23 protein-coding genes are annotated in these 25,485 nt (G+C 59.9%); 7 read left to right on the top strand and 16 right to left on the bottom strand.

Features of this window, described 5'->3' with window-relative positions; all coding sequences use genetic code 11:
* Position 1: 1 nt before the first annotated feature.
* The 9 genes from mltG to ACA067_RS06675 all read right to left on the bottom strand — a co-directional run bounded on the left by mltG (position 2) and on the right by ACA067_RS06675 (position 7,441).
* On the bottom strand, positions 2–1,279 hold the full coding sequence (gene mltG, locus ACA067_RS06715) for an endolytic transglycosylase MltG (protein ID WP_497461095.1): 1,278 nt from the start codon (positions 1,277–1,279) through the stop codon (positions 2–4).
* Between the two features lie 3 nt (positions 1,280–1,282).
* On the bottom strand, positions 1,283–2,098 hold the full coding sequence (gene pabC / locus ACA067_RS06710) for an aminodeoxychorismate lyase (protein ID WP_497461094.1): 816 nt from the start codon (positions 2,096–2,098) through the stop codon (positions 1,283–1,285).
* Entirely contained in the window at positions 2,098–3,342 is a 1,245-nt protein-coding gene (gene fabF, locus ACA067_RS06705) for a beta-ketoacyl-ACP synthase II (protein ID WP_497461093.1), read from the bottom strand. The genes pabC and fabF overlap by 1 nt, the downstream gene beginning before the upstream one ends.
* Positions 3,343–3,450: 108 nt before the next feature.
* On the bottom strand, positions 3,451–3,687 hold the full coding sequence (acpP, locus tag ACA067_RS06700) for an acyl carrier protein (protein ID WP_003442511.1): 237 nt from the start codon (positions 3,685–3,687) through the stop codon (positions 3,451–3,453).
* A gap of 191 nt (positions 3,688–3,878) precedes the next feature.
* The gene (fabG, locus tag ACA067_RS06695) at positions 3,879–4,622 is read right to left on the bottom strand and encodes a 3-oxoacyl-ACP reductase FabG (RefSeq protein WP_497461092.1); all 744 of its coding nucleotides are present in this window, start codon (positions 4,620–4,622) and stop codon (positions 3,879–3,881) included.
* Positions 4,623–4,638: 16 nt separating this feature from the next.
* Positions 4,639–5,577, bottom strand: coding sequence for an ACP S-malonyltransferase (gene fabD / locus ACA067_RS06690; protein ID WP_497461091.1), 939 nt, complete (start codon positions 5,575–5,577; stop codon positions 4,639–4,641).
* 125 nt (positions 5,578–5,702) lie between these two features.
* Positions 5,703–6,713: a phosphate acyltransferase PlsX gene (plsX, locus tag ACA067_RS06685; RefSeq protein WP_497461090.1), complete on the bottom strand. Its 1,011-nt coding sequence runs from the start codon at positions 6,711–6,713 to the stop codon at positions 5,703–5,705.
* Positions 6,714–6,717: 4 nt separating this feature from the next.
* Positions 6,718–6,900, bottom strand: coding sequence for a 50S ribosomal protein L32 (gene rpmF / locus ACA067_RS06680; RefSeq protein WP_008152339.1), 183 nt, complete (start codon positions 6,898–6,900; stop codon positions 6,718–6,720).
* 13 nt (positions 6,901–6,913) lie between these two features.
* The gene (locus ACA067_RS06675; protein ID WP_004371317.1) at positions 6,914–7,441 is read right to left on the bottom strand and encodes a YceD family protein; all 528 of its coding nucleotides are present in this window, start codon (positions 7,439–7,441) and stop codon (positions 6,914–6,916) included.
* Between the two features lie 105 nt (positions 7,442–7,546).
* On the opposite strand from ACA067_RS06675, the gene ACA067_RS06670 reads away from it, so the two are divergent.
* Positions 7,547–8,125, top strand: a complete 579-nt coding sequence (locus ACA067_RS06670) for a Maf family protein (protein WP_497461089.1) — start codon at positions 7,547–7,549, stop codon at positions 8,123–8,125.
* Between the two features lie 245 nt (positions 8,126–8,370).
* Here ACA067_RS06670 and sppA read toward each other — a convergent pair whose 3' ends face one another.
* Genes sppA through rluC form a run of 3 tightly spaced genes read right to left on the bottom strand, consistent with a single transcriptional unit; the run spans position 8,371 to position 10,993 of the window.
* On the bottom strand, positions 8,371–9,360 hold the full coding sequence (sppA, locus tag ACA067_RS06665) for a signal peptide peptidase SppA (protein ID WP_497461088.1): 990 nt from the start codon (positions 9,358–9,360) through the stop codon (positions 8,371–8,373).
* A 24-nt stretch (positions 9,361–9,384) separates the two neighbouring features.
* Positions 9,385–10,044, bottom strand: a complete 660-nt coding sequence (locus ACA067_RS06660; protein ID WP_497461087.1) for an HAD-IA family hydrolase — start codon at positions 10,042–10,044, stop codon at positions 9,385–9,387.
* Complete coding sequence (rluC, locus tag ACA067_RS06655) at positions 10,031–10,993, bottom strand: 23S rRNA pseudouridine(955/2504/2580) synthase RluC (RefSeq protein WP_128872161.1); 963 nt, start codon at positions 10,991–10,993, stop codon at positions 10,031–10,033. Before rluC ends, ACA067_RS06660 begins: the two co-directional genes overlap by 14 nt.
* 700 nt (positions 10,994–11,693) lie before the next feature.
* Here rluC and rne point away from each other — a divergent pair.
* Positions 11,694–14,966: a ribonuclease E gene (rne, locus tag ACA067_RS06650; protein ID WP_497461086.1), complete on the top strand. Its 3,273-nt coding sequence runs from the start codon at positions 11,694–11,696 to the stop codon at positions 14,964–14,966.
* 201 nt (positions 14,967–15,167) lie between these two features.
* On the opposite strand, the gene ACA067_RS06645 is transcribed toward rne, so the two are convergent.
* Genes ACA067_RS06645 through ACA067_RS06630 form a run of 4 tightly spaced genes read right to left on the bottom strand, consistent with a single transcriptional unit; the run spans position 15,168 to position 19,526 of the window.
* A complete protein-coding gene (locus ACA067_RS06645) occupies positions 15,168–15,758 on the bottom strand; it encodes a nucleotidyltransferase family protein (RefSeq protein WP_497461085.1) in 591 nt (196 codons plus the stop codon).
* On the bottom strand, positions 15,755–16,738 hold the full coding sequence (locus ACA067_RS06640) for an XdhC family protein (RefSeq protein WP_497461084.1): 984 nt from the start codon (positions 16,736–16,738) through the stop codon (positions 15,755–15,757). The genes ACA067_RS06645 and ACA067_RS06640 overlap by 4 nt, the downstream gene beginning before the upstream one ends.
* Entirely contained in the window at positions 16,738–19,059 is a 2,322-nt protein-coding gene (locus ACA067_RS06635; protein WP_497461083.1) for a xanthine dehydrogenase family protein molybdopterin-binding subunit, read from the bottom strand. Before ACA067_RS06635 ends, ACA067_RS06640 begins: the two co-directional genes overlap by 1 nt.
* Positions 19,056–19,526: a (2Fe-2S)-binding protein gene (locus ACA067_RS06630; protein WP_497461082.1), complete on the bottom strand. Its 471-nt coding sequence runs from the start codon at positions 19,524–19,526 to the stop codon at positions 19,056–19,058. The genes ACA067_RS06635 and ACA067_RS06630 overlap by 4 nt, the downstream gene beginning before the upstream one ends.
* Before the next feature lie 1,112 nt (positions 19,527–20,638).
* Between ACA067_RS06630 and ACA067_RS06625 the strand changes: the two genes are divergently transcribed.
* The 5 genes from ACA067_RS06625 to ACA067_RS06605 all read left to right on the top strand — a co-directional run bounded on the left by ACA067_RS06625 (position 20,639) and on the right by ACA067_RS06605 (position 25,459).
* Positions 20,639–22,732 (top strand): lipase family protein, encoded by a 2,094-nt coding sequence (locus tag ACA067_RS06625; protein ID WP_497461081.1) that lies wholly within the window; start codon positions 20,639–20,641, stop codon positions 22,730–22,732.
* Positions 22,733–22,788: 56 nt separating this feature from the next.
* Positions 22,789–23,025, top strand: coding sequence for a hypothetical protein (locus tag ACA067_RS06620; protein WP_497461080.1), 237 nt, complete (start codon positions 22,789–22,791; stop codon positions 23,023–23,025).
* Positions 23,026–23,027: 2 nt separating this feature from the next.
* Positions 23,028–23,804, top strand: a complete 777-nt coding sequence (locus ACA067_RS06615; RefSeq protein WP_497461079.1) for a hypothetical protein — start codon at positions 23,028–23,030, stop codon at positions 23,802–23,804.
* 47 nt (positions 23,805–23,851) lie between these two features.
* Positions 23,852–24,631, top strand: a complete 780-nt coding sequence (locus ACA067_RS06610) for a hypothetical protein (protein WP_497461078.1) — start codon at positions 23,852–23,854, stop codon at positions 24,629–24,631.
* Positions 24,632–24,787: 156 nt separating this feature from the next.
* Entirely contained in the window at positions 24,788–25,459 is a 672-nt protein-coding gene (locus ACA067_RS06605; protein WP_497461077.1) for a hypothetical protein, read from the top strand.
* Positions 25,460–25,485: the final 26 nt, after the last annotated feature.

The raw sequence follows: 25,485 nt of genomic DNA, 5'->3' as shown, positions 1-25,485 counted from the left end.
GTCATTGCGGGCTTTGCGGCGCAGTCGCATCCGGGTCGGGCACGGGTGCGGCAGCGGGTTCTTCAGCGGGTTGTTGCGCCGGCGCTGGTGACGGCTCCTGTGGCGGCTCATCGACAGGCGCTTGTGATTCGGGTGACGCCACCTGAGCAGGCTCTTGCGGCGGCACTGGCTCAAAAGCCTCAGGGGCGATGTTGGGCGAAGCGGCCGGAATCGGCATCTGCTCGTCCAGCGCTTCCGGCGCGGTCACGGGCCCCGGGCTGGAGCGGTAGTCGGCGCGGCGCTTGAGCTGGAACTCGCGCACCGCGTTGTTATGGGCATCCAGATCATCGGAGAACACGTGGCTGCCATCACCCCGGGCAACGAAATAGAGGCTGTTGCCCGCCACCGGATTGAGCGCTGCATGGATCGCTTCGCGGCCGACCATGGCAATCGGGGTCGGCGGCAGGCCGGAAATCATGTAGGTGTTGTAAGGGGTCGCTTCCCTGAGGTGGGCACGGGTCAGTTTGCCGTTGTAACGATCACCGAGGCCGTAGATCACGGTCGGATCGGTCTGCAACAGCATGCCCATTTCCATGCGCCGCACAAACACGCCGGCGATTTGCCCGCGCTCCTGCGGCACACCGGTTTCCTTTTCCACCAGCGAAGCCATGATCAGCGCCTGATAGGGTTCGGTGTACGGCACGTCGGCCGAGCGCTGCCCCCACTCCCTGGCGAGGACTTCGTCGAGGCGGTCATAGGCTTTCTTCAGCAACTCGACGTCGGTCATGCCACGCACGTAGCGATACGTATCGGGGAAGAATCGGCCTTCCGGAAAAATCCCGTTGTGACCGAGTTTCTCCATGACCTGGCTATCGCTCAAACCGGCGAGGGTCTGTTCAAGTTTTTCTTCTTTGGCCAAGGCCGCGCGAACCTGGTGGAAATTCCAGCCTTCGACCAGGGTCAAGCTGTACTGCACAATTTCCCCGCGCTTCCACAGGTCGATCAACCCTTCGACAGTCATGCCGGGCTGCATGCGGTATTCGCCCTTGTGCAAGGGTTGCCGGGCGAGATTGAAGCGCCAGTAAACGCGCAGCCAGAAAGCGTCCTTGATCACGCCATCGGCTTCGAGTCGATAGAGGGTGCGGGTCGGCGTGGTGCCTTTGGGCACCTCCAGCAATTCTTCCTGGGTGATGTTCAGCGGCTGTTCCAGCGCCGAATGGATTTTCCAGGCAGAAGCGCCCAGACACAGCCCCGCCAGAACCAATCCGGTTTCCAGCAGCAGCAAGAATTTACGTCTCACGAATCAAGCATCCAGTAGCGCACGGGCAATGGTTTGGAGTTTACGGGTGAGCGGGCCAACCGGCCAGCTCAGTGCTGCATAGGCGCGCACCGGCCAAATGCCATACACACTGTTGCAGACAAAGACTTCATCGGCCCATTGCAGCTGGTCGAGGGTGATGTCGGTGATTTGCGTGGGGATGCCCAATGACTCGGATTGAAACAATAATTCGGCGCGCATCACGCCGGCCACGCCACAGCGCTTGAGATCGGCGGTGATCAATACTCCGTCGCGCACCAGGAACAGGTTGCTGAACACGCCTTCGATCACGCGACCGGCCTGGTCGAGCATCAGACCTTCCGCGTGCTCGGTGTCTTGCCACTCGGAGCGGGCAATGACCTGTTCAAGGCGATTCAGATGCTTGAGCCCGGCGAGCAGGGGCTGCCTGGACAGGCGCGTCGAGCAGGGGAACAGACGCACGCCCTGCTCCGCATTCGCCACGGGATACGCTGCGGGAGGATTGCCTTGCATGATGCGCCGTGCCTGCGCCGCAGGATCCGGTGCGTAACCGCGCAGACCGTCGCCACGGGTGACGATCAGCTTGAGCACGCCTTCACCCAACGCTTGGGCATAGCTCGATAACTCGGTGCACAGCGCACTGTGGTCGAGGTTGATCGCCAAGCGCTGGCAACCGTTGACCAAACGCACCAGATGCCGGTCCAGCAGCACAGGAGCGCCGTTGTGTACGGCAATGGTCTCGAACAGACCATCGCCGTAAGCCAGGCCGCGATCCTTCAGCGACAAAGCGTCAGCCGGCTGACCGTCGACCCAGCTGTCCATCAGTCAGCGAACCGGCGGAACACCAGCGAGCCGTTGGTACCGCCAAACCCGAAGGAATTGGACAGGACCACATCGATATCCATATTGCGCGCGGTGTGGGGCACGAAATCGAGATCGCAGCCTTCGTCCGGCTCATCGAGGTTGATGGTCGGTGGCGCCACCTGGCTGTTGATCGCCAGCACACTGAAGATCGCTTCGACCGCGCCCGCCGCACCCAGCAGGTGACCGGTCATGGACTTGGTCGAACTGACCGCCAGCTGGTAGGCGTGGTCGCCAAACACCGACTTGATCGCGCAGGCTTCGGCAAGGTCACCGGCCGACGTCGAGGTGCCATGGGCGTTGATGTACTGGACCTGATCGCTATTGATCTTCGCGTCGCGCAAGGCATTGGTGATGCAGCGTGCAGCGCCCGCACCATCGGCCGGTGGCGAAGTCATGTGGAAGGCGTCGCCACTGGTGCCGAAACCGATCAGCTCGGCGTAGATGGTCGCGCCGCGAGCCTTGGCGTGTTCCAGCTCCTCCAGCACCAGCGCACCGGCGCCATCGGACAATACGAAGCCGTCACGGCCCTTGTCCCATGGACGGCTGGCGCGGGTCGGCTCGTCGTTGCGGGTCGACAGTGCACGGGAGGCACCAAAGCCGCCCATGCCCAGGCCGCAGGCCGCCATCTCGGCGCCGCCGGCAATCATCACGTCGGCTTCGTCGTACATGATGTTGCGTGCCGCCATGCCGATGCAGTGCGTACCGGTGGTACACGCCGTGGCGATGGCGTAGTTGGGCCCCTGTGCACCCAGGTGGATCGACAGGAACCCGGAAATCATATTGATGATCGAGCCAGGCACGAAAAAAGGAGAAATCCGTCGCGGGCCGGATTCATGCAGGGTGCGACTGGTTTCTTCGATATTGGTCAGACCGCCAATACCCGACCCCATGGCCACCCCGATACGCTCGCGGTTGGCGTCGGTGACTTCCAGACCGGCGTTACGAACGGCCTGAAAACCTGCAGCCAGACCGTACTGAATGAACAGGTCAAGCTTGCGAGCTTCCTTGACCGACAGGTATTCCTCGACATTGAAGCCCTTTACCGAGCCGCCAAAACGGGTGGAATAGGCAGAAAGGTCGGTGTGTTCGATCAGACCAATGCCACTGCGGCCAGCCAGAATGCCCTGCCAACTGCTCGGCACATCCGTGCCCAGTGGCGACAACATACCCATACCGGTGACTACGACGCGTCTACGCGACACAGCACTCTCCTTTTTCAAATGACGACTTTGCATCAGGCCTAAAGAAAAAACCGCACGCCGTGATGGCAGTGCGGTTTTTCCATGACAGCAAGCAACGACTACAAGCTATTACGCCTGGTGGTTGGTAACGTAGTCGATTGCAGCTTGTACAGTAGTGATCTTCTCGGCTTCTTCGTCAGGGATTTCGGTCTCGAATTCCTCTTCCAGAGCCATCACCAGCTCAACGGTGTCAAGGGAGTCAGCACCCAGGTCTTCAACGAAGGAAGCAGTGTTGACCACTTCTTCTTCTTTAACGCCCAGTTGCTCGGCAACGATTTTCTTGACGCGCTCTTCGATGGTGCTCATACCTTGTTTTCACTCCTAATGGACAAATTCAGGCAGCTGGCCAGTGGGTAAGTGTATAGAAAGACTTTTCAGTTTTTCAACTGAAAGCTTCACTCCTCAAACCCGGTGGCCCTCTGCCTATAAATAGATTGCAGCTTTATAACGGATTTTAGACAGCTCGTATGACATTTTTTTGAAACGATCCGTCACATTTAACTCATGTACATCCCGCCGTTCACCGGGATTGTAGCCCCAGTAACGTATGCCGCACCGTCGGATGCAAGAAAAGCGACCACAGACGCGATCTCTTGCGCTTGTCCCAGACGGCCCAGCGGAATCTGCGTCTGCAAGGCTTCACGCTGCGCCTCGGGCAGTTCGCGGGTCATATCGGTGTCGATGAACCCTGGGGCCACCGAGTTTACCGTAATCGAACGCGAGCCGACTTCACGCGCCAGTGCACGGCTGAAACCTTCCAGGCCGGCCTTGGCGGCAGCGTAGTTTACTTGGCCTGCGTTGCCCATGGCACCCACAACCGAGCCAATACTGATAATTCGTCCCCAACGGGCTTTGGTCATACCGCGCAAAACGCCCTTGGACAGGCGGAACAGACTGTTCAGATTGGTATCGATGACGTCATGCCATTCGTCATCTTTCATCCGCATCATCAGATTATCGCGGGTGATACCGGCATTATTGACCAGGATCGCCGGTGCACCGAACTGTTCCTGAATGCTCGCCAGGACAGCAGCGACGGATTCATCGCTGGTGACATTGAGTTCCAGGCCAGTACCCTGAATACCGTTTTCCTTCAGGGTGGCGGCGATGCGCTCGGCACCCGCAGCGGAGGTCGCGGTGCCAACGACGATGGCGCCCTGACGACCCAGTTCCAGGGCGATAGCCTGGCCGATACCGCGGCTCGCGCCGGTTACCAGTGCAACTTTACCTTGCAGACTCATGCAAGCTTCTCCTGATTCAGGCCAGCGCTGCACGGGCGGCAGCGAAAGCGTCTGGGGTATTGAGGTTGGATGTCGATACGCCTTCGGCGCAACGTTTGTTCAGGCCGGCCAGTACTTTGCCCGGGCCGCATTCGACCAGTTGGGTCGCGCCCTTGGCAGCCAGCGCCTGGACCGATTCGACCCAGCGCACGGGCTTGTAGAGCTGTTCAAGCAGATCGCGCTTGAGGGTTTCCAGATCGGCCGGCACACCGGCACTGACATTTTGTACCACAGGAATCTGCGGTTCCTGCCAGTCGATCGCCGCGATCGATTCGGCGAAACGCTCGGCTGCCGGACGCATCAGCTCGCAGTGCGACGGCACGCTGACCGGCAATGGCATGGCGCGCTTGGCGCCACGGGCCTTGCAGCCTTCGATGGCGCGTTCGACCGCCGCCTTGGCACCGGCGATGACCACCTGGCCCGGGGAATTGAAGTTGACGGCGCTGACCACCTCGCCTTGCGCCGCTTCGGCACAGGCGGCCAGCACGTCGGCATCTTCCAGACCGAGGATCGCGGCCATGCCACCCTGCCCGGCCGGAACGGCTTCCTGCATCAACTGACCGCGGCGTTCGACCAGCTTCACCGCGTCGCCCAGGCTCAGACTGCCTGCCGCCACCAGAGCGCTGTATTCGCCCAGGCTGTGACCGGCGACATAAGCCGGACGCGCGCCGCCTTCGGCCAGCCACAGACGCCACAAGGCGATCGAGGCGGTCAGAATGGCCGGCTGGGTTTTATCGGTTTGATTGAGTTGCTCTTCCGGCCCCTGCTGGGTCAGTGCCCACAGGTCGTAACCCAGGGCGTCGGAAGCTTCTTTGAAGGTATCGAGGACAAGCGGATGTTGCGCGCCCAACTCGGCCAGCATGCCGAGGGACTGCGAACCCTGTCCCGGAAAGACGAATGCGAGGGATGCAGACATGTAACAAGCCCCTAATGATCTTGTCGCCGAAGAATTGACGTCCCACCCCGGGACGCAAGAAAACTGACAATTGGATGGCCAATTGAACTGAACGGTCACATTTAAGCATTGTCCGACGAAAACGCCTAAAGCAACAAATCCTCCAGACGACCGTGAATCCGTTCCGGCAGGTTTTCCTGGATTTCGATCAACGCCCGGGCAATGGCACTCTGAAAGCCCTGAACCCCGGCCGAGCCGTGGCTTTTCACGACGATCCCCTGCAATCCGAGGAAGCTTGCGCCATTATGCCGCGCAGGCGCCAGATCGGCTTGCAGCCGTTTCATCAGCGGCAGCGCCATTGCGCCGACTACTTTTGATGCAAGGTTTTTTTTGAACAGGGCTTCGATGCGCCCGGCAATCATGGTCGCCAGGCCTTCGCTGGACTTAAGCAGGATATTGCCGACAAAACCGTCACACACCACCACATCCGCCTCGCCGCGGTACAGACCGTCACCTTCGACGAAACCAATGTAGTTGATGCCACGGGCGCGTTGCAACAAGGTCGCCGCCAGCTTGACCTGCTGATTGCCCTTGATGTCTTCGGTGCCGATGTTCAGCAACGCGACCCGAGGACGAATGATACCCAGGGTTTCTGCCGCGACCGACCCCATCACCGCAAACTGCAACAGATGTTCGGCACTGCAATCGACGTTAGCGCCCAGGTCGAGCAACTGGCAGTAACCCTTCTGCGTCGGAATCGCCGCGACCATGGCCGGCCGGTCGATGCCCGGCAGGGTCTTGAGGACAAATCGCGACAACGCCATCAGCGCGCCGGTGTTGCCGGCACTGACGCAGGCCTGGACCTTGCCGTCGCGCAACAGCTCCAGCGCCACGCGCATCGACGAATCAGGCTTGCCGCGCAAGGCCTGGGCCGGCTTTTCGTCCATGGTGATGACTTCAGACGCCGGTGCAATCGACAGGCGCGCGCGATCCACAGCCGATTGGCTGGCGATCAATTCTTCAAGGAGTGAGGGTTGACCGACAAGGGTCAGGTGCAACGAGGGTGTAGCAATCAGACAAGCAAGGCTGGCCTGAACAATGCTGCGGGGACCGAAGTCCCCGCCCATTGCGTCAATCGCGATGACTTGAGCAGACAAGTGATTACTCGTCAGCGCCCTTGTCGATCACTTTACGGCCACGGTATACGCCTTCTGGCGATACGTGGTGACGCAGGTGAATTTCACCGGTGGTTTTTTCTACAGACAGAGTGCTTGCCGTCAGGGCGTCGTGCGAACGACGCATGTCACGGGCAGAGCGGGATTTTTTGTTCTGCTGAACAGCCATAATTGATTAACTCCTAAACGTTTGGGTCACGCTTTAACTGCGCCAATACACTGAACGGGTTGGACCGCGTTACCTCGTCCTCGCTCGGTTCGGGCTCATCGAGACCCGCCGGCTGCTGGCATTCTTCCGGATGATGAGCAGGCACAATGGGCAAGGCGAGCAGAAGCTCCTCCTCGATCAGTGACTGCAGATCCAATGGATCTTCGCCCAGTTCCAGCACGTCATAACCTTTCGGCAACGACTGGGTATTCGCACCCTCCTTCACCACAGCATAACTGCATTCGCTATGGATCGGCAGGGTGACCAGCTCAAGACAACGCTGGCAAACCATTTTGACTTCGGTGTCGATAAAGCTGTGGATTACCACAGACTTACGTTCATCTCGTTCAAAAACGAATTTAGCCTGCACCGTACCGACAGTATCGGAAAGCGGGTCGCAGAGTCTCTCCAAATCGGCCAGCAGCAGTTCACCTTGAAGGGTGGTGCCACGATCAGCCAATTTGCGCGGGTCAACGTGAGGTGGAATCGGGTCATTCAACATAGGCGCAGCATTATAGGGATGCCCCCGGGCATGTCAAAGGAAATTCAGCCCTGTCCGTCACTTGGTCACCTCGCTAGAATTGGCACCTCCCCTTTGGAGATGCGCATGCTGCCTTTATTACTCGCTTCAAGCTCGGTTTATCGCCGGGAGTTGCTGGCCCGCCTGCAGCTGCCGTTCATCTGCAGCTCGCCGGATATCGATGAAAGTCATCGCCCGGGCGAGCCCGCCATCGAGCTGGTCAAGCGCCTCGCCGAGGCCAAGGCCCGCGCACTGGCCGCTGACCATAACGCTCACCTGATCATCGGCTCCGACCAGGTCGCGGTGCTGGGCGAGCGGATCATCGGCAAGCCCCACACCTTCGAAAAGGCTCGTGAGCAGCTATTGGCCGCAAGCGGTGCCAGCGTCACCTTCCTGACTGGCATCGCCCTGCTGAACAGCCAGACTGGCGACTGCCAAGTCGACTGCGTGCCGTTCACCGTACACATGCGCACACTCGACACCGCGCGCATCGAACGCTACCTGCGCGCTGAACAGCCCTACGACTGCGCTGGCAGCTTCAAGGCCGAGGGGTTGGGGGTGAGCCTGTTTCAGAGCACCGAAGGCACTGACGCCACCAGCCTGATCGGCCTGCCACTGATTCGGCTGATCGATATGCTGTGGGCGGAAGGTGTGCAAATCCCGTAAACACCACACCCCCTGTAGGAGCTGGCTTGTCGGATCGCCGCACCGCAGCGAAGGCGTCCGTTCAGGCGATGAATGCGTCAACTGACTCACCACTTCCCTGCTGGAGCTAGCTTGTCGGATCGCCGCACCGCAGCGAAGGCGTCCGTTCAGGCGATGTAATGTGTCGACTGACCCACCGCTTTCGCTGGCAAGCCAGCTCCTACAGTTAATCGGTGCAAGGACCAAATGGCGGGATACCCCCCCAATCAGCGCAGCGTCGGCCCCTGAAACCCCATCCACATCGCCAGATGCTCAGCCACGCTGGCACCGAGCTTCTTCGAGAAGCGATCGAACGGCGATTCCTGGACGGTGAAGTCCACCAGCTCTTTCTCGCCGATCACATCACGCGCCACGGAACTGGCGCTCCCCAGGCCATCGATCAGCCCCAGAGGCAGCGCCTGCTCGCCAGACCAGACCAGGCCGGAGAACAGTTCCGGATGCTCCTTGTCCTTGAGACGGTCGCCACGCCCTTTCTTGACGCTGGCAATGAACTGCTGATGAGTGGTGTCGAGCACACCCTGCCAGAACTGCGTCTCTTCAGGTTTCTGCGGCTGGAACGGGTCCAGGAACGACTTGTGCTCGCCCGAGGTATAGGTACGCCGCTCGACGCCAAGCTTTTCCATGGTGCCGACAAAGCCGTAACCGGCCGCCGTCACACCGATGGAGCCCACCAGGCTCGCCTTGTCGGCATAGATCTGATCCGCCGCACTGGCGATGTAGTAAGCGCCGGAAGCACCCAGATCGGAGATCACCGCGTAAACCCTGGTATCCGGATGCAGACCGCGCAAGCGGCGGATCTCGTCATACACGTAACCCGACTGCACCGGACTGCCGCCCGGACTGTTGATTCGCAGGATGACGCCCTTGACCTTTTCATCCTCGAAGGCGGCACGCAGGCTGCCGACGATGTTGTCAGCGCTGGCGGGCTCCTTGTCGGCAATCATGCCGGTCACGTTGATCAGCGCGGTGTAGTTGCCACTGCGGGTTGCAGCTTTTTCCATGTCCATCAGCGGCGTGAACAGGATCAGCGCGCCAATCAGATACACAAAGGTCAACAGCTTGAAGAAGATGCCCCAGCGACGGGACCGACGCTGCTCCTGCACGCTGGCCAGCAGGGTCTTTTCCAGCAGCTTCCAGCTTTTCTCGTCACCGCTCTGCGCGCTCGGCTCGGCGGGCGCTTTCCATTCGTCGGTCATGCCATGTACCCCAGCAAAAACGGTTTAAGCCTGGCTCAGCCAGGCATGCAATTCTGAAAAACGGTCTATCGCCAGGCGCGGCTCGAACAGCTTCAGCGCCTCGATCGATTGAGCACCATAGCTGACGGCCACCGAGTCCATGCCGGCGTTGCGCGCCATCTGCAGGTCAAAGGACGAATCGCCCACCATCAGCGCCTGCTCCGGACGGACGCCGCAATGCGCGACGATCTGCTCCAGCATCAGAGGATGGGGTTTACTGGCAGTTTCATCGGCGGCCCGGGTGATATCGAAATAATCTTCCCAGCCGTGAGACTTCAGCACCCGATCCAGCCCGCGGCGGGCCTTGCCAGTGGCGACCGCCAGGTGATACCCGTCGGCGCGAAACGCTTGCATCGACTCGACCACGCCCTCGAACAATGGCGAGGGCACGGCTTCGGAGGCGATGTAGTGATCAGCATAGTGCTGACGGAAGGCGACCAAGTCGTCGTCACCGATGTCTGGATACAACGTACGAATCGCTTCCGGCAAGCCCAGGCCGATGATGCCCTTGACGGCAAAATCATCGCGCAACGGGAAACCCGATCGCTCGGACGCTACATGCATCGACTCGACGATCCGACCAATGGAGTCGGCCAGCGTGCCATCCCAATCGAAAATCAGCAGTTTGTAATCAGATGGGTGCACTCAAGCGCTCCACAGTCTTGGCCCACATCTCGTCGACCGGCGCCTGCAACTTCAGCTCGCCACCGTCGGGCAGCGGCACGGTCAACATGTAGGCGTGCAGGAACAGGCGTTTGCCGCCCAGGTCACGAATCTCTTTGCTGAAGCCCTCGTCGCCGTACTTGGTATCGCCGGCGATGCAATGCCCGGCGTGCAAGGTGTGAACCCGGATCTGGTGGGTGCGGCCGGTGATCGGCTTGGCTTCGACCAGGGTGGCAAAGTCGCCGAAGCGGCGCAGGACCTTGAACACGGTCACAGACTCCTTGCCCTCCTCCTCGTCGACCTCGACCATGCGCTCGCCGGAGCGCAGATTGCTCTTGCCAAGCGACGCCCGGACTTGCTTGATCGAGGCCGCCCAGTTACCACGAACCAGCGCCATATAGCGCTTGTCGACACCATCGCCGCGCAAGGCAGCGTGCAAGTGGCGCAACATGCTGCGCTTCTTGGCGATCATCAACAGGCCGGAGGTATCACGGTCGAGACGGTGAACCAGTTCGAGCTCCTTGCAATCGGGACGCAACTGACGAAAGGCTTCGATCACCCCGTAAGTCAAGCCGCTGCCACCGTGAACCGCGATGCCGCAAGGCTTGTTGATCACGATCAGCGCCTTGTCTTCAAAGACAATCGAGGCTTCGAGTCGCTGCAGCAGGCCCTGGGCCAGCGGCACCGGCTCGTCGCGCTCCGGCACGCGAACCGGCGGCACGCGCACGATGTCGCCCGCCTGCAGCTTGTATTCGGGCTTGATCCGACCTTTGTTCACCCGCACTTCGCCTTTGCGCAAAATGCGGTAAATCAAGGTCTTGGGCACGCCTTTGAGCCGAGCGAGAAGGAAGTTATCTATACGTTGGCCGGCATATTCCGGCGAGACCTCCAGCAGTTGTACCGCTGGGGTCGAAGGGGCAGTAGTCGTCATGCCGCGATGATAACAATTTTTTATGGAATTGAAGCACTTAATCATTGCTGCTATAGTCGCGAACGCCGCCAAAAGCGGCCTGGACAGCGGACCAACGGTCAAAAACCGGCCCTGACCACGCAATTCACCAGGACGCGAGGCCGTCCTACGGGGCTTTCGCTACGTAACGGTGGAGTTTGCAGCTGTAACGAGCGCAGGTGACATGAGGCCTGAATCAAGCCGCAAAGCAGGGTTTTCACTCGCTTTTCGAGCCAATATTCATGGCCAGTTCACAAAGTGCAGTCAGCGGTGAATGACCCCGAGCGAACGCTTCGGAAACCACGCCTAAATTAGCCATGATGCGTGACCTCCGCCTTTCGGAGCTCACGGTAAATGCCAACCCGCTGCGGATTCTGCGCGCGGCAGCACCCGAATTATCAGGGATACGTGTAGGGTGGAGATGCACAACCGCTGGACTGTGTAGCACTAGGCTTTATCAAGACGCTTCATCTCGTCCACAGCCGCCGGTTGATTCCTCCTCCTGACTGAGTGCTTAAGTAGCCACAGCAAGCAGGACGCGTACGTCGCGATGAAGGCCCACATTGGCCGGACTTCGCTGGACACGGGAATGGCCAACCACTCCCGACGCACCTGACACCGACCATGAGAAGTCGTGTGTGCCGAACGCCGTTTCCGGCAGCCCGGAAACCGACGGTACTACATGAAAAGAATGCTGATTAACGCAACCCAACCTGAAGAGTTGCGAGTTGCACTGGTAGATGGCCAGCGCCTCTACGACCTGGACATCGAATCCGGTGCACGCGAGCAGAAAAAGGCCAACATCTATAAAGGCCGGATTACTCGCATCGAACCAAGCCTTGAGGCTGCCTTTGTCGATTTCGGCTCTGAGCGCCATGGCTTCCTGCCCCTCAAAGAAATCTCCCGCGAATACTTCAAGAAAGCCCCCGAAGGCCGCGTCAACATCAAGGACGTCCTGAGCGAAGGCCAGGAAGTCATCGTTCAGGTCGAAAAAGAAGAACGTGGCAACAAGGGCGCCGCCCTGACCACCTTCATCAGCCTGGCCGGTCGTTACCTGGTGCTGATGCCGAACAACCCGCGTGCCGGCGGTATCTCCCGTCGCATCGAAGGCGAAGAGCGCAACGAACTGCGTGAAGCCCTGAACGGCCTGGTTGCCCCGGCTGACATGGGTCTGATCGTGCGCACTGCCGGCCTGGGCCGCAGCAGCGAAGAAATGCAGTGGGACCTCGACTACCTGCTGCAACTCTGGACCGCCATCAAAGAAGCTTCGCTGGATCGCTCCGCGCCGTTCCTGATCTACCAGGAAAGCAACGTGATCATCCGCGCCATCCGCGATTACCTGCGCCAGGACATCGGCGAAGTGCTGATCGACAGCGTTGAAGCCCAGGACGAAGCCCTGACCTTCATTCGCCAGGTAATGCCGCAGTACGCCAGCAAGATCAAGCTGTACGAAGACAGCGTGCCGCTGTTCAACCGTTTCCAGATCGAAAGCCAGATCGAGACCGCCTTCCAGCGCGTCGTTGAACTGCCTTCCGGCGGTTCCATCGTTATCGATCCGACCGAAGCCCTGGTGTCGATCGACATCAACTCGGCGCGCGCCACCAAAGGCAGCGACATCGAAGAAACCGCTCTGCAGACCAACCTTGAAGCCGCCGAAGAAATCGCCCGTCAGTTGCGCCTGCGCGACATCGGCGGCCTGATCGTCATCGACTTCATCGACATGACCCCGGCCAAGAACCAGCGCGCCGTGGAAGAGAAAGTCCGCGAATGCCTGGAAGCCGACCGCGCTCGCGTGCAAGTCGGTCGCATCTCGCGCTTCGGCCTGCTGGAAATGTCCCGTCAGCGCCTGCGTCCATCCCTGGGCGAAAGCAGCGGCATCGTTTGCCCGCGTTGCAACGGCACCGGCATCATCCGCGACGTTGAATCGCTGTCGCTGGCGATCCTGCGCCTGATCGAAGAAGAAGCCCTGAAGGACCGTACCGCCGAAGTTCGCGCCCAAGTGCCGATCCCGGTGGCTGCGTTCTTGCTCAACGAGAAACGCAACTCGATCACCAAGATCGAACTGCGCACCCGTGCCCGCATCGTCATTCTGCCGAACGATCACCTCGAAACGCCGCACTTCGAAGTTCAGCGTCTGCGCGATGACAGCCCGGAAGCCGCGGTCGGCCAGTCCAGCTATGAAATCGCGGCTGCCGCTGCCGAAGTCGAAGAAGTCCAGCCAGCCGCTGCGACCCGTACCCTGGTTCGCCAGGAAGCCGCGGTCAAGACTGCGCCGGTCCGCGCCAACGCTCCGGTTCCAGCCGAAGTCGTCGCTGCCGCGCCCGTTGCCGCACCGGCCGCCGTGCCAGAGCCAAGCCTGTTCAAAGGCCTGGTGAAGTCGCTGGTCAGCCTGTTCGCGACCAAGGAAGAGCCCGCCGCTCCGGTTGTGGTTGAAAAGCCGGCAACCACCGAGCGTCCTGCCCGCAACGAAGAGCGTCGCAACGGTCGCCAGCAAAGCCGCAACCGTAACGGTCGCCGCGACGAAGAACGCAAGCCGCGCGAGGAACGTGTACCGCGTGAAGAGCGCGCACCCCGTGAGCCACGCGAAGAGCGCCAACCACGCGAAGCCCGTGAAGAGGCCACCACTCCAGTAGTCGCTCGCGAAGAACGCGCACCACGCGCCCCTCGTGAAGAACGCGCACCGCGTGCTCCTCGCGAAGATCGCAAGCCCCGTGGCGATCGTGAAGAACGGGTTCGTGAACTGCGTGAGCCTCTGGATGCCATCGCTCCGGCTCCGGCTGCCGCCGCTTCCGCTACCGCTACCGCCGAAGAACGTCCTGCCCGCCAGCCACGTGAAGAACGTGCTCCACGCCCACCGCGTGAAGAACGTCAACCACGTGCCGAGCAAGCGGCTGCCGCCGTGGCCGAAGAAGAGCTGACCGGCAACGAAGAGCAACTGCAGGAAGACGGTCAGGAAGGCGCCGAAGGCGATCGTCCACGCCGCCGCTCCCGTGGCCAGCGTCGTCGCAGCAACCGCCGCGAGCGTCAACGCGATGCCAATGGCAACGTGATCGAAGGGTCGGATGAGTCCGAGTCCGCCGAAGGCGAAGCCAGCGAAACCCGCGAAGCGCCAAGCGCTGCCGATCTGGCCGCCGGCCTGGCGGTTACCGCAGCCGTTGCCAGCAGCGTGATCAGCGCGCCAGCCGAGGCCCAAGCCAACGAGCAAGCCGAACGCGCCACTGCCGCCAACCTGGAAACTGCTCCAGTGGAAGCGCCAGTCGTTGAAGCGACCACGCCGATCGAAGCCACCGCGTCCCCGGAAATCGAAGTCGCCCCGGTTCGTGAAGCACAGCCTGAAGTTGAAGCTGTGGCTGAGCCGACAGTCGTCGCCGAAGCGCCAGCCGTGGTTGCAGAGCCGGCGGCTGAAACAGTCGCCGAAACCGTGACCGAAACCGTTCGTGAAGTTCGCGAAGAGCAGACTGCATTCAATTGGGTTGCCGAGCCAACTGCCGCCGAAGCGCCAGAAGCTGACGCCATGGTTTCCGAACCAGTGGTGGCGGCTGCCGAACCTGCACCGGTGGCCGAACCTGCTCCGGTAGTCGAAGCTGCACCGGCAGTCGAAGCTGCGGCGCCGGTCGTTGCCGAAGTGGCCGCACCTGAAGTTGAAGCGGCGCCTGTCAGCGCCCTGACGCCAAGCGGCCGTGCGCCGAACGACCCGCGTGAAGTGCGTCGTCGCAAGCGTGAAGCCGAGCGTCTGCAGAAGGAAGCCGAACTGGCTGCCGCTGCTGCACCGGCCGTGGTCGAAGCGGCTCCGGTTGTGGCTGATGTGGTCGAGGCAGCTCCTGCCCCGGCGGCTGAAGTCGCTGCCGAGCCGGTTGACTCCGCGATCGACGAAGCGCCGCGCTCCGTTCAGGAAGCGGTAGAGCAACGCGAGCAAGCCCTGGAAAAAGAGCACGAGCCTAAACCTCTCGTCTGATTCCATCGGCCACTAAAAAGCCCCGCCTGGTGATCCAGGCGGGGCTTTTTTTATGTCATGGAACATCACCGAGAACCAATGTGGGAGCGAGCTTGCTCGCGATGGCGGTTTAACATTCGATATCGATGCAAACTGATCCACCGCTATCGTCGGAACGCCGCCCGGAGCAAGCTCGCTCCCACAGGGGGATGTGCACCAAGGTTATTTGAAAACCAACGCCTCAGGCACATCCACATCCCACAACACCCCGGGATCATCCACTGCAACTTCAACCACCCGCGCTTGCGCAAACAACGGCTTGGCGCCTTGATCTCCCGATAACGCCATCAACCCCGGCCCAAACGTGCGCCCGAACCCCACCGGATGCCCATACGCCCCGTCCTGCACCGGCACACTGACGCAATCATCCGCAATCCCCGCCACCACCCGTTCAATACTCGACGGCAGGATAAACGGCATATCGCCCAACACTATCAACCAACCACCAAGCTGCGGACACGCCGCCACCCCGGCCGCAATGCTGTCGCCCATGCCGGTCGACTCGATCAGCACAATCTCGCAACCATAAGCCTGGGCCATGCGAATCACTTGCGGGCGGTCAGCGGTCGTCACCAGGACGCGCTTTTCAAGGCGGGCGGGTAAATTCACCAGCACCTGCTCGATCACCGAATGAACCGCGCCATCACGCCCGGCACAATCCGCCAACAACTTGTCCTTCCCGGCACCCGCCACCTCGCGGAAACGGCTGCCCTGCCCTGCCGCCAACACGATGGCGCCGATGGGTTCGCTCATACTACCTCCTGCAACGGCTTCTTCTGCTTTAGCTCGACACCGTTCTTGATCGCGACAATTTCGGCCAGCAGCGACAAGGCGATTTCCGCCGGGCTATGGCTGCCGATGTGCAAACCGATCGGGCCATGCAGCCGCTCGATGGCCTGATCTGACAAGCCTAGCTGAGCCAGGTTGTCCCGGCGCTTGCGGCTGTTGACCCGGGAACCCAATGCACCGACATAAAAAGCCCTGGAGTCCAGGGCGGTGAGCAACGCCATGTCGTCCAGGCGAGGATCGTGGGTCAGGGCTACGATGGCAGTGCGTTCGTCGGTCTGGATGTTCAGCACCGCTTCGTCGGGCATACCCGATACGAAGCGCCCGTGCTGTTCTTCCCAGCCGTAGACGAATTCGGTGCGCGGGTCGCAGATCAGCACTTCGAAATCCAGCAGCCGCGCCATCTCGGCGACATAACGGGACAATTGCCCCGCGCCAATCAACAACAACCGCCAACGCGGACCGTAGATGGCGCGCAAGGTCTTGCCGTCGAACGTCAACGCGTCGGTCTTGCTGGCCGGTTGCAAAACCACTGCACCGGTCTCGATATCCAGCTCCCGCGCCACGATTTCGTGGGCCTCGCAACGTGTCAGCAGCTCGGCCACCCAGGCCGGATCACCGACTCGCTCCTCGGTCAGACGCAAGGTGCCGCCGCAGGGCAAACCGAATCGCGCGGCCTCCTCACGAGTGACACCATAGGTGATCAGCTGCACAGGCGGCCCATCGGCCGGAATCCGTCCATCGTGCAGCCGGGCGATCAGATCGTCTTCGACACAGCCACCCGACACCGAGCCAATCACCACCCCGTCTTCACGCAAGGCCAGCATGGCGCCAGGTGCCCGGGGCGCGGTGCCCCAGGTCTGGACCACGCTGTACAACACCACCCGCTGACCGGCGCGCCGCCATTGCAGCACACTGCGCAATACGTTCAGATCAACGCTGTCCATCAGGCCTCAGCCTTCTGCCAACCCTGCAGCTGATAGCGAACCGGCAGATTGCGAATGCGTTTGCCGGTGGCGGCGAAGATCGCATTACACAGGGCTGGCGCAATCGGCGGCACGCCCGGCTCACCGACACCGCCCAATGGCACGTTGCCTGGCGGCGTGACCAGATGCACGGCGACTTCCTTCGGCGCCAGAGACATGCGCGCCACTTCGTACATGTGGAAGTTGTCCTGTTGGACCTTGCCGTCCTTGAAGCTGATTTCCCCCAGCACCGCGTTGCCCAGGCCCATGACGCAGGCGCCTTCGAATTGTGAGCGAATCCGCTCCGGGTTGATCTGCGGACCGCAATCCACGGCGATGTCAGCCTTGTGCACGATCAAGGTGCCGTCATCTTTGACTTCGACCTCGATCGCTGCCGCCACGTAAGTGACGAAGCTGTGATGCACTGCCAGACCCAAGCCTCGGCCCTTGGGCAACTTGCGCCCCCAACCGGCGGCTTTGGCGGCGGTTTCCAGCACCGTGCGCATACGACCGGTGTCGATCGGATAGCGCTCGGGAGATTCGCCGTAGTTCCACTCTTCACTCAAGGTACGCGGATCGATCTGACGATCCGGGCCGAGCAATTTGACCTGATACTTGAGCGGATCCTGACCGGCCTTGTGCGCCAGTTCATCAACAAAGCTTTGAATCGCAAACCCGTGAGGAATGTTCGATACCGAGCGATACCAACCGACCCGGGTGTGGACCGCTGCTTCGGGGTTTTCCAGGCGCACGTTGGGAATCGCGTAAGCCATGCTGGTAAAGCCCATGCCCAACTCGAAAGCGGCCTCGTTATTCATGCCCGGGGCGAACAGCGCCGTAATGCTCGGCGCAACGGTGCGATGCAGCCAGCCCGATGGCATGCCGTCCTTGTTCAGACTGACCTTGAGGTATTCGGCCGACACGGTGTGGAAATAGGAACAATGAATGTCATCTTCACGAGTCCACTGCACCCGCACAGCCTTGCCGGGAAACTCCTTGGCGAGGATCGCCGCTTCAATAATGTAATCCGGTTTGGATTTGCGGCCGAAACCGCCGCCCAGCAGGGTGACGTTGACCGTGACGTTGTCGAAGGGAATGCCGAGACGCTCACTGATCCGCTGACGGGTGACTTGTGGCGCCTGACTTGGGGCCCAGACTTCACACTGACCGTCCCCGAAGCGAGCGATGGCGACCATCGGTTCCATTGGCGATTGCGCCAGATGCGGCAGGTAGTAGGAGGCTTCCAGGATGCTGTCGGCGCTGCCCATGGCCTCGTCGATGTTGCCGGTATTGCGCGCCACTTTGCCGGGTTTGAGGGACGCAGCTTCCAGTTCCTTGCGATAGGCGATCGAGTCGTAACTGGCGTTGGGACCATCATCCCATTCGATTTTCAGGGCTTCGCGACCCTTGATCGCCGCCCAGGTGTTGCTGGCGACTACGGCTACTCCGCCCAGGGGTTGGAACGCCGATGGCAGAGGACGGCTTTCGATTTGGACAACCTTGGTTACCCCAGGGATTTTCATCGCGGCGCTGGCATCGAGGGATTTGACCTTGCCGCCGTAGACCGCCGGACGCGCGATGGTGGCGAAGAGCATGCCGTCGAAATGCACATCGGCGCCGAAGACCGCGCGACCGTTGACGATGTCCGCACCGTCGATAGCCTTCGTCCCTTCCTTGCCGATATAACGGAATTGCGACGGCTGCTTGAGCCGCAGGCTGTCGCGGGCCGGCACTGCCAGTGCACCGGCAGCAGCGGCCAAAGCGCCGTAGCCCAGCTCACGACCAGTCGGTTGGTGAATGACTTTATGCAGTTGCGCACGGCATTCGCTGACCGGCACTTTCCACTGTTCGGCGGCGGCTTGTTCGAGCATGGTCCGCGCGGCAGCACCGCAGCGACGCATCGGCTCGTACCAGTGACGCATGCTGCGCGAACCGTCGGTGTCCTGGTTGCCGAAGCGCACTTCGTCGCCTGGCGCCTGCTGAACTTTTACCAACGCCCAGTCGGCGTCCAGTTCATCGGCCACCACCATGGTCAGGCTGGTGCGTATCCCCTGGCCCATTTCCGAACGGTTGCAAACCACAGTCACCGTGCCATCGGCGGCAATGCTGACGTACACCTTCGGGTCATCGATCCAGCCGTTGGGCATGCCTTCGGCGCCGAATTTCTTCTCTTTTTCGGCGGCGAACGCGTTCTGCCAGCCCCAACTTGCCGCCAACACCAACGCACTGGTGGCGCCCGCGCCTTTGAGGAAACCGCGACGGCTGAGGTTGCTCAGCGCAAAATCATTCGGTAGCTGGCTCATGCCTTGGCCTCCTTCAGGTCAGTGGATGCCTGACGGATCGCCGTCTTGATTCGGTTGTAGGTGCCGCAGCGGCAAATATTGCCGACCATCGCCTCTTCGATCTGTGCGTCGCTAGGATTCGGGTTGGTCTTGAGCAATGCAGTCGCGGACATGATCTGCCCGCCCTGACAGTAACCGCACTGGGCCACGGCGGTGTCGAGCCAGGCTTGCTGGACGACTTTGCCGACCGGGTCGACGTGCAGATTATCGATAGTGGTGACGTTCTGGCCGACCACCGAGCCGATCGGCGTGATGCAACTGCGCGCCGGAGCGCCTTCGATATGGATGGTGCAGGCGCCGCACAGGCCCATGCCGCAACCGAATTTGGTGCCGTTGTAACCGGCCACGTCGCGGATCGCCCACAGTAGTGGCATGTCCTCGGTGACGTCGAGTTGATGGTCTTGGCCATTGAGTTTCAGGGTAATCATGGGCACGCCCGCATCGTTATTGGTTCATGGGGTCGAGCCTATCTGCCGCTGGTGGTTTCGCGGTTCGCATCACGCAGATCGACTCAGGCTAATGGGCTCTCTTATGCGGACGGCAACGTCTGCATCAGGCCTTGGGTGGAGCAAATGCCTGCATCGTTAGGGAGCTAAGTTAACCCAACATTAACAAAAAAAACCTGCTGAGATAGTAGTGTTATTCATCTAAGACAAGAATTTGAGCCTCAGCGGGCAGAGGCGAAAAATCTGATGCCAGAGCTCTGGTCTCGGCTAACGTCGTCGCGGGATCTCTCCACGCAGGCCGTCATCAGGCGGCGTCGCTGCCCGCTGATCAAGTGCTATGGCTGGCATTGGGCATAGCGTTTTTCGCAACGAGACTGTTCATGATGGCGGCGGCCAACCCGAGTTCAGAACGGGAGGCGCTTGCCAGCGTCAAAGGCGGGTATTGGAGGGATGTTTCTGTCCCACCAAGGCCGTCGAGACCAACAATGGTGAATATTTCAAAATCCGGCTTTCAGTGAACAGTAAGGCTGCTCCGCTTTAGTGGATAGCATTACAGCAATGGCCGGGGTTTGTTGTTTTCAGGGCTTACATGGTCACCCGCAAGAACAAAAAACCTTTCCCATGTATTAAACGGTGTAAGAATTTTTACCAGCCCTGATTAAAAAATGCGAGTCGAGAACTGCGCTTGAAAATGACTAAGTCGCGACGGCGCATGCGCGCCTTACCGTGTTGCGCTGTACTCCGAAGAGCTTTTCACCCAACTGAAAAGCCATAAATAGTGGTCAGAATCGACGCCCAACAGCCTGTAAATACTGGACGGCCGCATAAAGCCGATTTCGTAACGGTCGCAAACACACTAGGGACTACAGGCAAAAAGGAAACGTCCTACATATTTGCCAGCTCTGGTGTCGTTACAATTTAGTTACGATTGAATATTGCGCACCTCATTCTTCCTCCCTCGAAGAGTTTTTCTGTGGCCAGCAACTTAAAGACTCCAGAAAGTCTTACAGGGACACCCGCATAACTTGGCGAAAGTTCCACTTCAAGCCAAGGCGTATTTTCACGACTATTGAATATTTCATGGAAGACTGGTCATGTCTGATAGACACCATCGTACCGATACCCTTTGTCCGTCCAAGGACGTTCAATGCGGTAAACAGATCCGGCATTGGCTGGAGTTCCAGTTACTGGATGAGCGCGGAGAACCTTTGCCTCATCAACCTTATCGGGCGATCAACGAGGCGACCCGCTGCCAGCTCGTCGCCGAATTCAGCGGCCAGAGCGATGCCCAAGGGGTGATTCGCCTGGAGGGCCTGCACCCGCTGGCGGTGACCCTGCTGCTGACGGCCAATCCGCTGGCGGAGGTGTTGCAGACCCGACGCGTGCGCGCACTGCGCGCCGAACTGCCCGTTTCGACGCCCGTGGAAATCCCCTATCGCTATGACTCTCCGCCCGCGGGTTTCTCTCCCGTGGAGAACCAGGCCCTGGACGATGGGCACGTGTATCACTATCTGCGCATCGGTCAATTGTGCGATCGATTCCCGGACCTGAATCCTGCCTGGTCAGAACCGGACAAACTGCCGGTTTTCCATTTTCCTGATCCGGGCTTCGGCGGTTTCACGGTGGACAGCGAAAGCCTGAACCGCCGTCACGTACTGGAGATCTGCCCCTTTCGTGCCTGGTCGCTGGTGCTGCACCACCAGCCGGAATACAGCATGGCCAATGCCTACAACCTTGGGTTGATGGCCAATCTGTCATATAGCGTTGAAGCCCAAGAGGTCTTGAAGATAAGGCCGGCCACCGATCCTGTCACGGTGTCGGGCTCGGTGGAGGAGTTCTTCTTTCGCCAATGCCTCGACCTGTCACGCACGCCGATGATGATCGACGCCAAGGGGACTACCCTGCCCGCCCTGGTGGTAGACGTGCCTTTTGACCAGCGCTACACCACGGCGGTCATGCTCGACTCACTGACGGCCGAGCGTCCGCCGGGTGGGCCGGACATTCCCAGGCTCATCATTGAAAACACTCAACTGCTCTATTTCATCAACCAGACTCAGGTGGTAGTGGCCTGGCGCGGAACTCAGGAGCCCAGGGACTGGCTGACGGATTTGATGTACCGACCCGTGCCGACTGATGGCAGTGGCAGCGATTTGAAGTTTCCGGGCACGCCACTTACCGGGGTGGGCAGTGTGCATTACGGGTTTTTGCAGGCGTTTGAGGTGGCTAAGAAGCTGTTCGTCAGTGACTTCGGTGAGATTAAACACGCATTGGAAGAAAGAACATTATTTATTTGTGGTCATAGTCTAGGCGGTGCATTAGCGCTGATTCATTCGGCAGAGTTGAAGGACCGCAATCCAATTCTCTATACCTACGGCATGCCCCGCACCTTCACCGGCAAAGCACTGGAACATCTTCAAGAGGTGACACACTTCCGCCATGTGAACGATGCGGACACCATCACCAGCGTTCCGCCCGAGGCGGCACTGGACAACTGGCTGTACGACGCCCTTGGCCCACTTGGCTCTGACCTGGGCTACATCTGGTCCGTGGGGCAGTTGCTGGCCGGCAAACTGGTTCGTTTTGGCGACCCGTACTGGCATCACGGGCAGCTCGTCATGTTCTACCGGGCCGACCAGCACCTGTCGTCACAGGGTTCCTCCTACCCGGCCTATCGCAACAAGGACGGCCTGGGCGCGCCCTATCACAACACCATCACCCGGCGCTTGCCGCACCGCACCCGCATTTATCTGGTGCCGAGCCTCAACGATGAATTCAGCCGCTTCGCTTATGAAGAGCAAAAGGTGCTGATCGGTTCGTTGAACCGGGAAAATCTGGCGCGTTTCCTGCCATCACACACCAACCCCGAGCGCAGTAACCGGCGCAGCAACCCGATGGATCACTCGATGATCGAAGCCTACCTGCCGTTCTTGCACAACCAGTTGCTGGAGTTGAGTGACCCCGAACGTCCGCTGCAACGAAAGGAGGATCGGGCAAAGTTCGAGGAACAGATGCAAAGGTTGGGAATCCCCGAGCCGGAGAGGCACCGCAACGAGCAGTTCCTCGCCCTGCAGAAGTTGTTGCCCATGGCGTTGCGCGCGACCCAGGACCTGGAGGGTGGTCCGGAAGCGCTGCAGCGTTTCTGCCGCGAGCGTGAGTTTGGCGTGATGATCGAGATCACCCAGGCCTGAGCCTGCGCTCCGGTAAGACGCGGCCGACGCTTCAGCCACAGGGAAAGAGTTAAACCATGAATATTCTGATCCACCCGGCGCAATTTCCAGTGCAACACGTGACCTATCGCACCTTCGATGAAAGCGGCGCTGTCGTGCCCTTCGGCAGATACCGCGTCACCACCCGGGAACGGAAGGTGTACGAGGGCGTGACTAATCATAAAGGTGACAGCCAACCTATCCCCACCTGCTCCCCGGACGCGATGACCATCGAGTTTCCTGACGAACTGCCCTCTACCTTGGAGGAGTTTTGAGAATGCGCACTCTCATCAGCTGTACAAGCGCTGGCCTGTTGCTGTTCAGTCTCAACGGTTGCGCCCTCGACCGTGGCTTCTCGCCGCCAGCGGGCGGCGAGCAGGTCAGCATGACGGTAAAGGTCCCCCAGAACCTCGCGGCGGAACCCATGCAGGTCATCTACCGCTCGGAGAAATGCACGATCAAGCGCTCCGGGCCGGACTGGAGCTCTTATGAAGTGGATGGCTACCTCGCTACCACGGTCCAGCCGCAACAACAGGGGCAGAGTGACCTGTATGAGGCGAAATTGGCCGTCAATGGTGGGAGCGGATGCCAGTGGCGGTTGAGCAATGTGACTTTTGGCGTCACCTACGCCAACACGACGCATTTCGGGGAGAACGTCAAACCAGGACCAGGAGGTGGGGTGATCGTGATGTTCGATCATCATCTGCCACAGCAACGCTCTGTTTTTGACCCGACTGAAGAGGTCGACGGCGACCTGCTGATCAGGAAGGATTACTACCCCAGGGTTAGCGAGTATTTCATTGGCGGACATGAAAAGCTTGCTTGGCTCGTCGGAGAGGGTGGCATCTATTTGTATTATCGCGCCCAAAACGCGCGAAAAGTGGCGTTCGAGCCCATGCTGCATGCCGACTACGTGTTGTATTCGGTGGAGCCGGAAGGGAACAAAAAGGGCGAATATAACCGCGTCACCTACCCCGACGGCAGCGTGGTAGCCGATGGTAACAAGCCTAACTTCAAGAAGCTGCAAGCCATTCGCCTGGGTCAACCCCAATGAGCGCGCTGCAGGTTATCCCCATCCCCACCCGCCACCATGCAGTAAGCATGAACACCCTCATCCGCTGTACGAGCGCTGGCCTGTTGCTGTTCAGTCTCACCGGTTGCGCCCTCGACCGTGGCTTGTCGCCGCCAGCGGGGGGCGAACAGGTCAGCATGACGGTGAAGGTCCCCCAGAATCTCGTGGCAGAACCCATGCAGGTGATCTACCGCTCGGAGAAATGCACGATCAAGCGTTCCGGGCCGGATTGGAGCTCTTATGAAGTAGATGGCTACCTCGCCACCACGGTCCAGCCGCAACAACAGGGGCAGAGTGACCTGTATGAGGCGAAGCTGCCTGTCAATGGCGGGGGCGGATGCCAGTGGCGGTTGAGCAATGTGACTTTTGGCGTCACCTACGCCAACACGACGCACTTCGGGGAGAACGTCAAAGCAGGACCAGGAGGTGGGGTGATCGTGATGTTCGATCATCATCTGCCACAGCGGCGCTCTGTTTTTGATCCAACTATAGAAGTCAATGGCGACCTGCTGATCAGAAAGGACTACTACCCCAGGGTTAGCGAGCATTTCATTGGCGGATATGAAAAGCTCGCTCGGCTAATCGGCGAGGGTGGCATCTATTTGTATTATCGCGCCCCAAACGCGCGAAAGGTGGCGTTCGAGCCCCTGCTGCATGCCGACTACGTATTGTATTCGGTGGGGCCGAAAGTAAAAAAAGAGGGCAATTACACCCAATACACCTATCCTGATGGCAGCGTGGTGGGCGATCGCATTAGCGATCCAAACTTCAAGAAGCTGCAAGCCATTCGCCTGGGTCAATCCCAATGAGAGCGCTGCGGGTTATCCCCATCCCCGCCCGCCACCATGCAGTAAGCATGAACGCCCTCATCCGCTGTACAAGCGCTGGCCTGTTGCTGTTCAGTCTCACCGGTTGCGTCCTGGACCGTGGCTTGTCGCCGCCAGCGGGGGGGCGAACAGGTCAGCATGACGGTGAAGGTCCCCCAGGATCTCGCGGCAGAACCCATGCAGGTGATCTACCGCTCGGAGAAATGCACGATCAAGCGCTCCGGGCCGGATTGGAGCTCTTATGAAGTGGATGGCTACCTCGCTACCACGGTCCAGCCGCAACAACAGGGGCAGAGTGACCTGTATGAGGCGAAATTGGCCGTCAATGGTGGGGGCGGATGCCAGTGGCGGTTGAGTAATGTGACTTTTGGCGTCACCTATGCCAACACGACACACTTCGGGGATAACGTAAAAGCGGGGCCAGGGGGTGGGGTGATCGTGATGTTCGATCATCATCTGCCACAGCGGCGCTCTGTTTTTGATCCAACTATAGAGGTTAATGGCGACTTGCTGATCAGGAAGGACTATTACCCCGAGGTTAGCGAGCTTTTCATTGGCGGACATAAAAAACACGCTTGGTTAGTCGGTGAAGGTGGCATCTATTTGTATTACCGCGCCACAAACGCGCGAAAGGTATCGTTCGAGCCCCTGCTGCATGCCGACTACGTATTGTATTCGGTGGGGCCGAAAGTGAAAAAAGAGGGCAATTACACCCGCTACATCTATCCCGATGGCAGCGTGGTGGGCGATCGCATTAGCGATCCAAACTTCAAGAAGCTGCAAGCCATTCGCTTGGGTCAAACACCATGAACGCGCTACACGCGCCCCTCCCCCAG

This window comes from Pseudomonas sp. LBUM1674, assembly GCF_059695635.1.
Note: the sequence above shows the minus strand (reverse complement) of the source record. Positions and strands in the feature narration are given on the sequence as shown.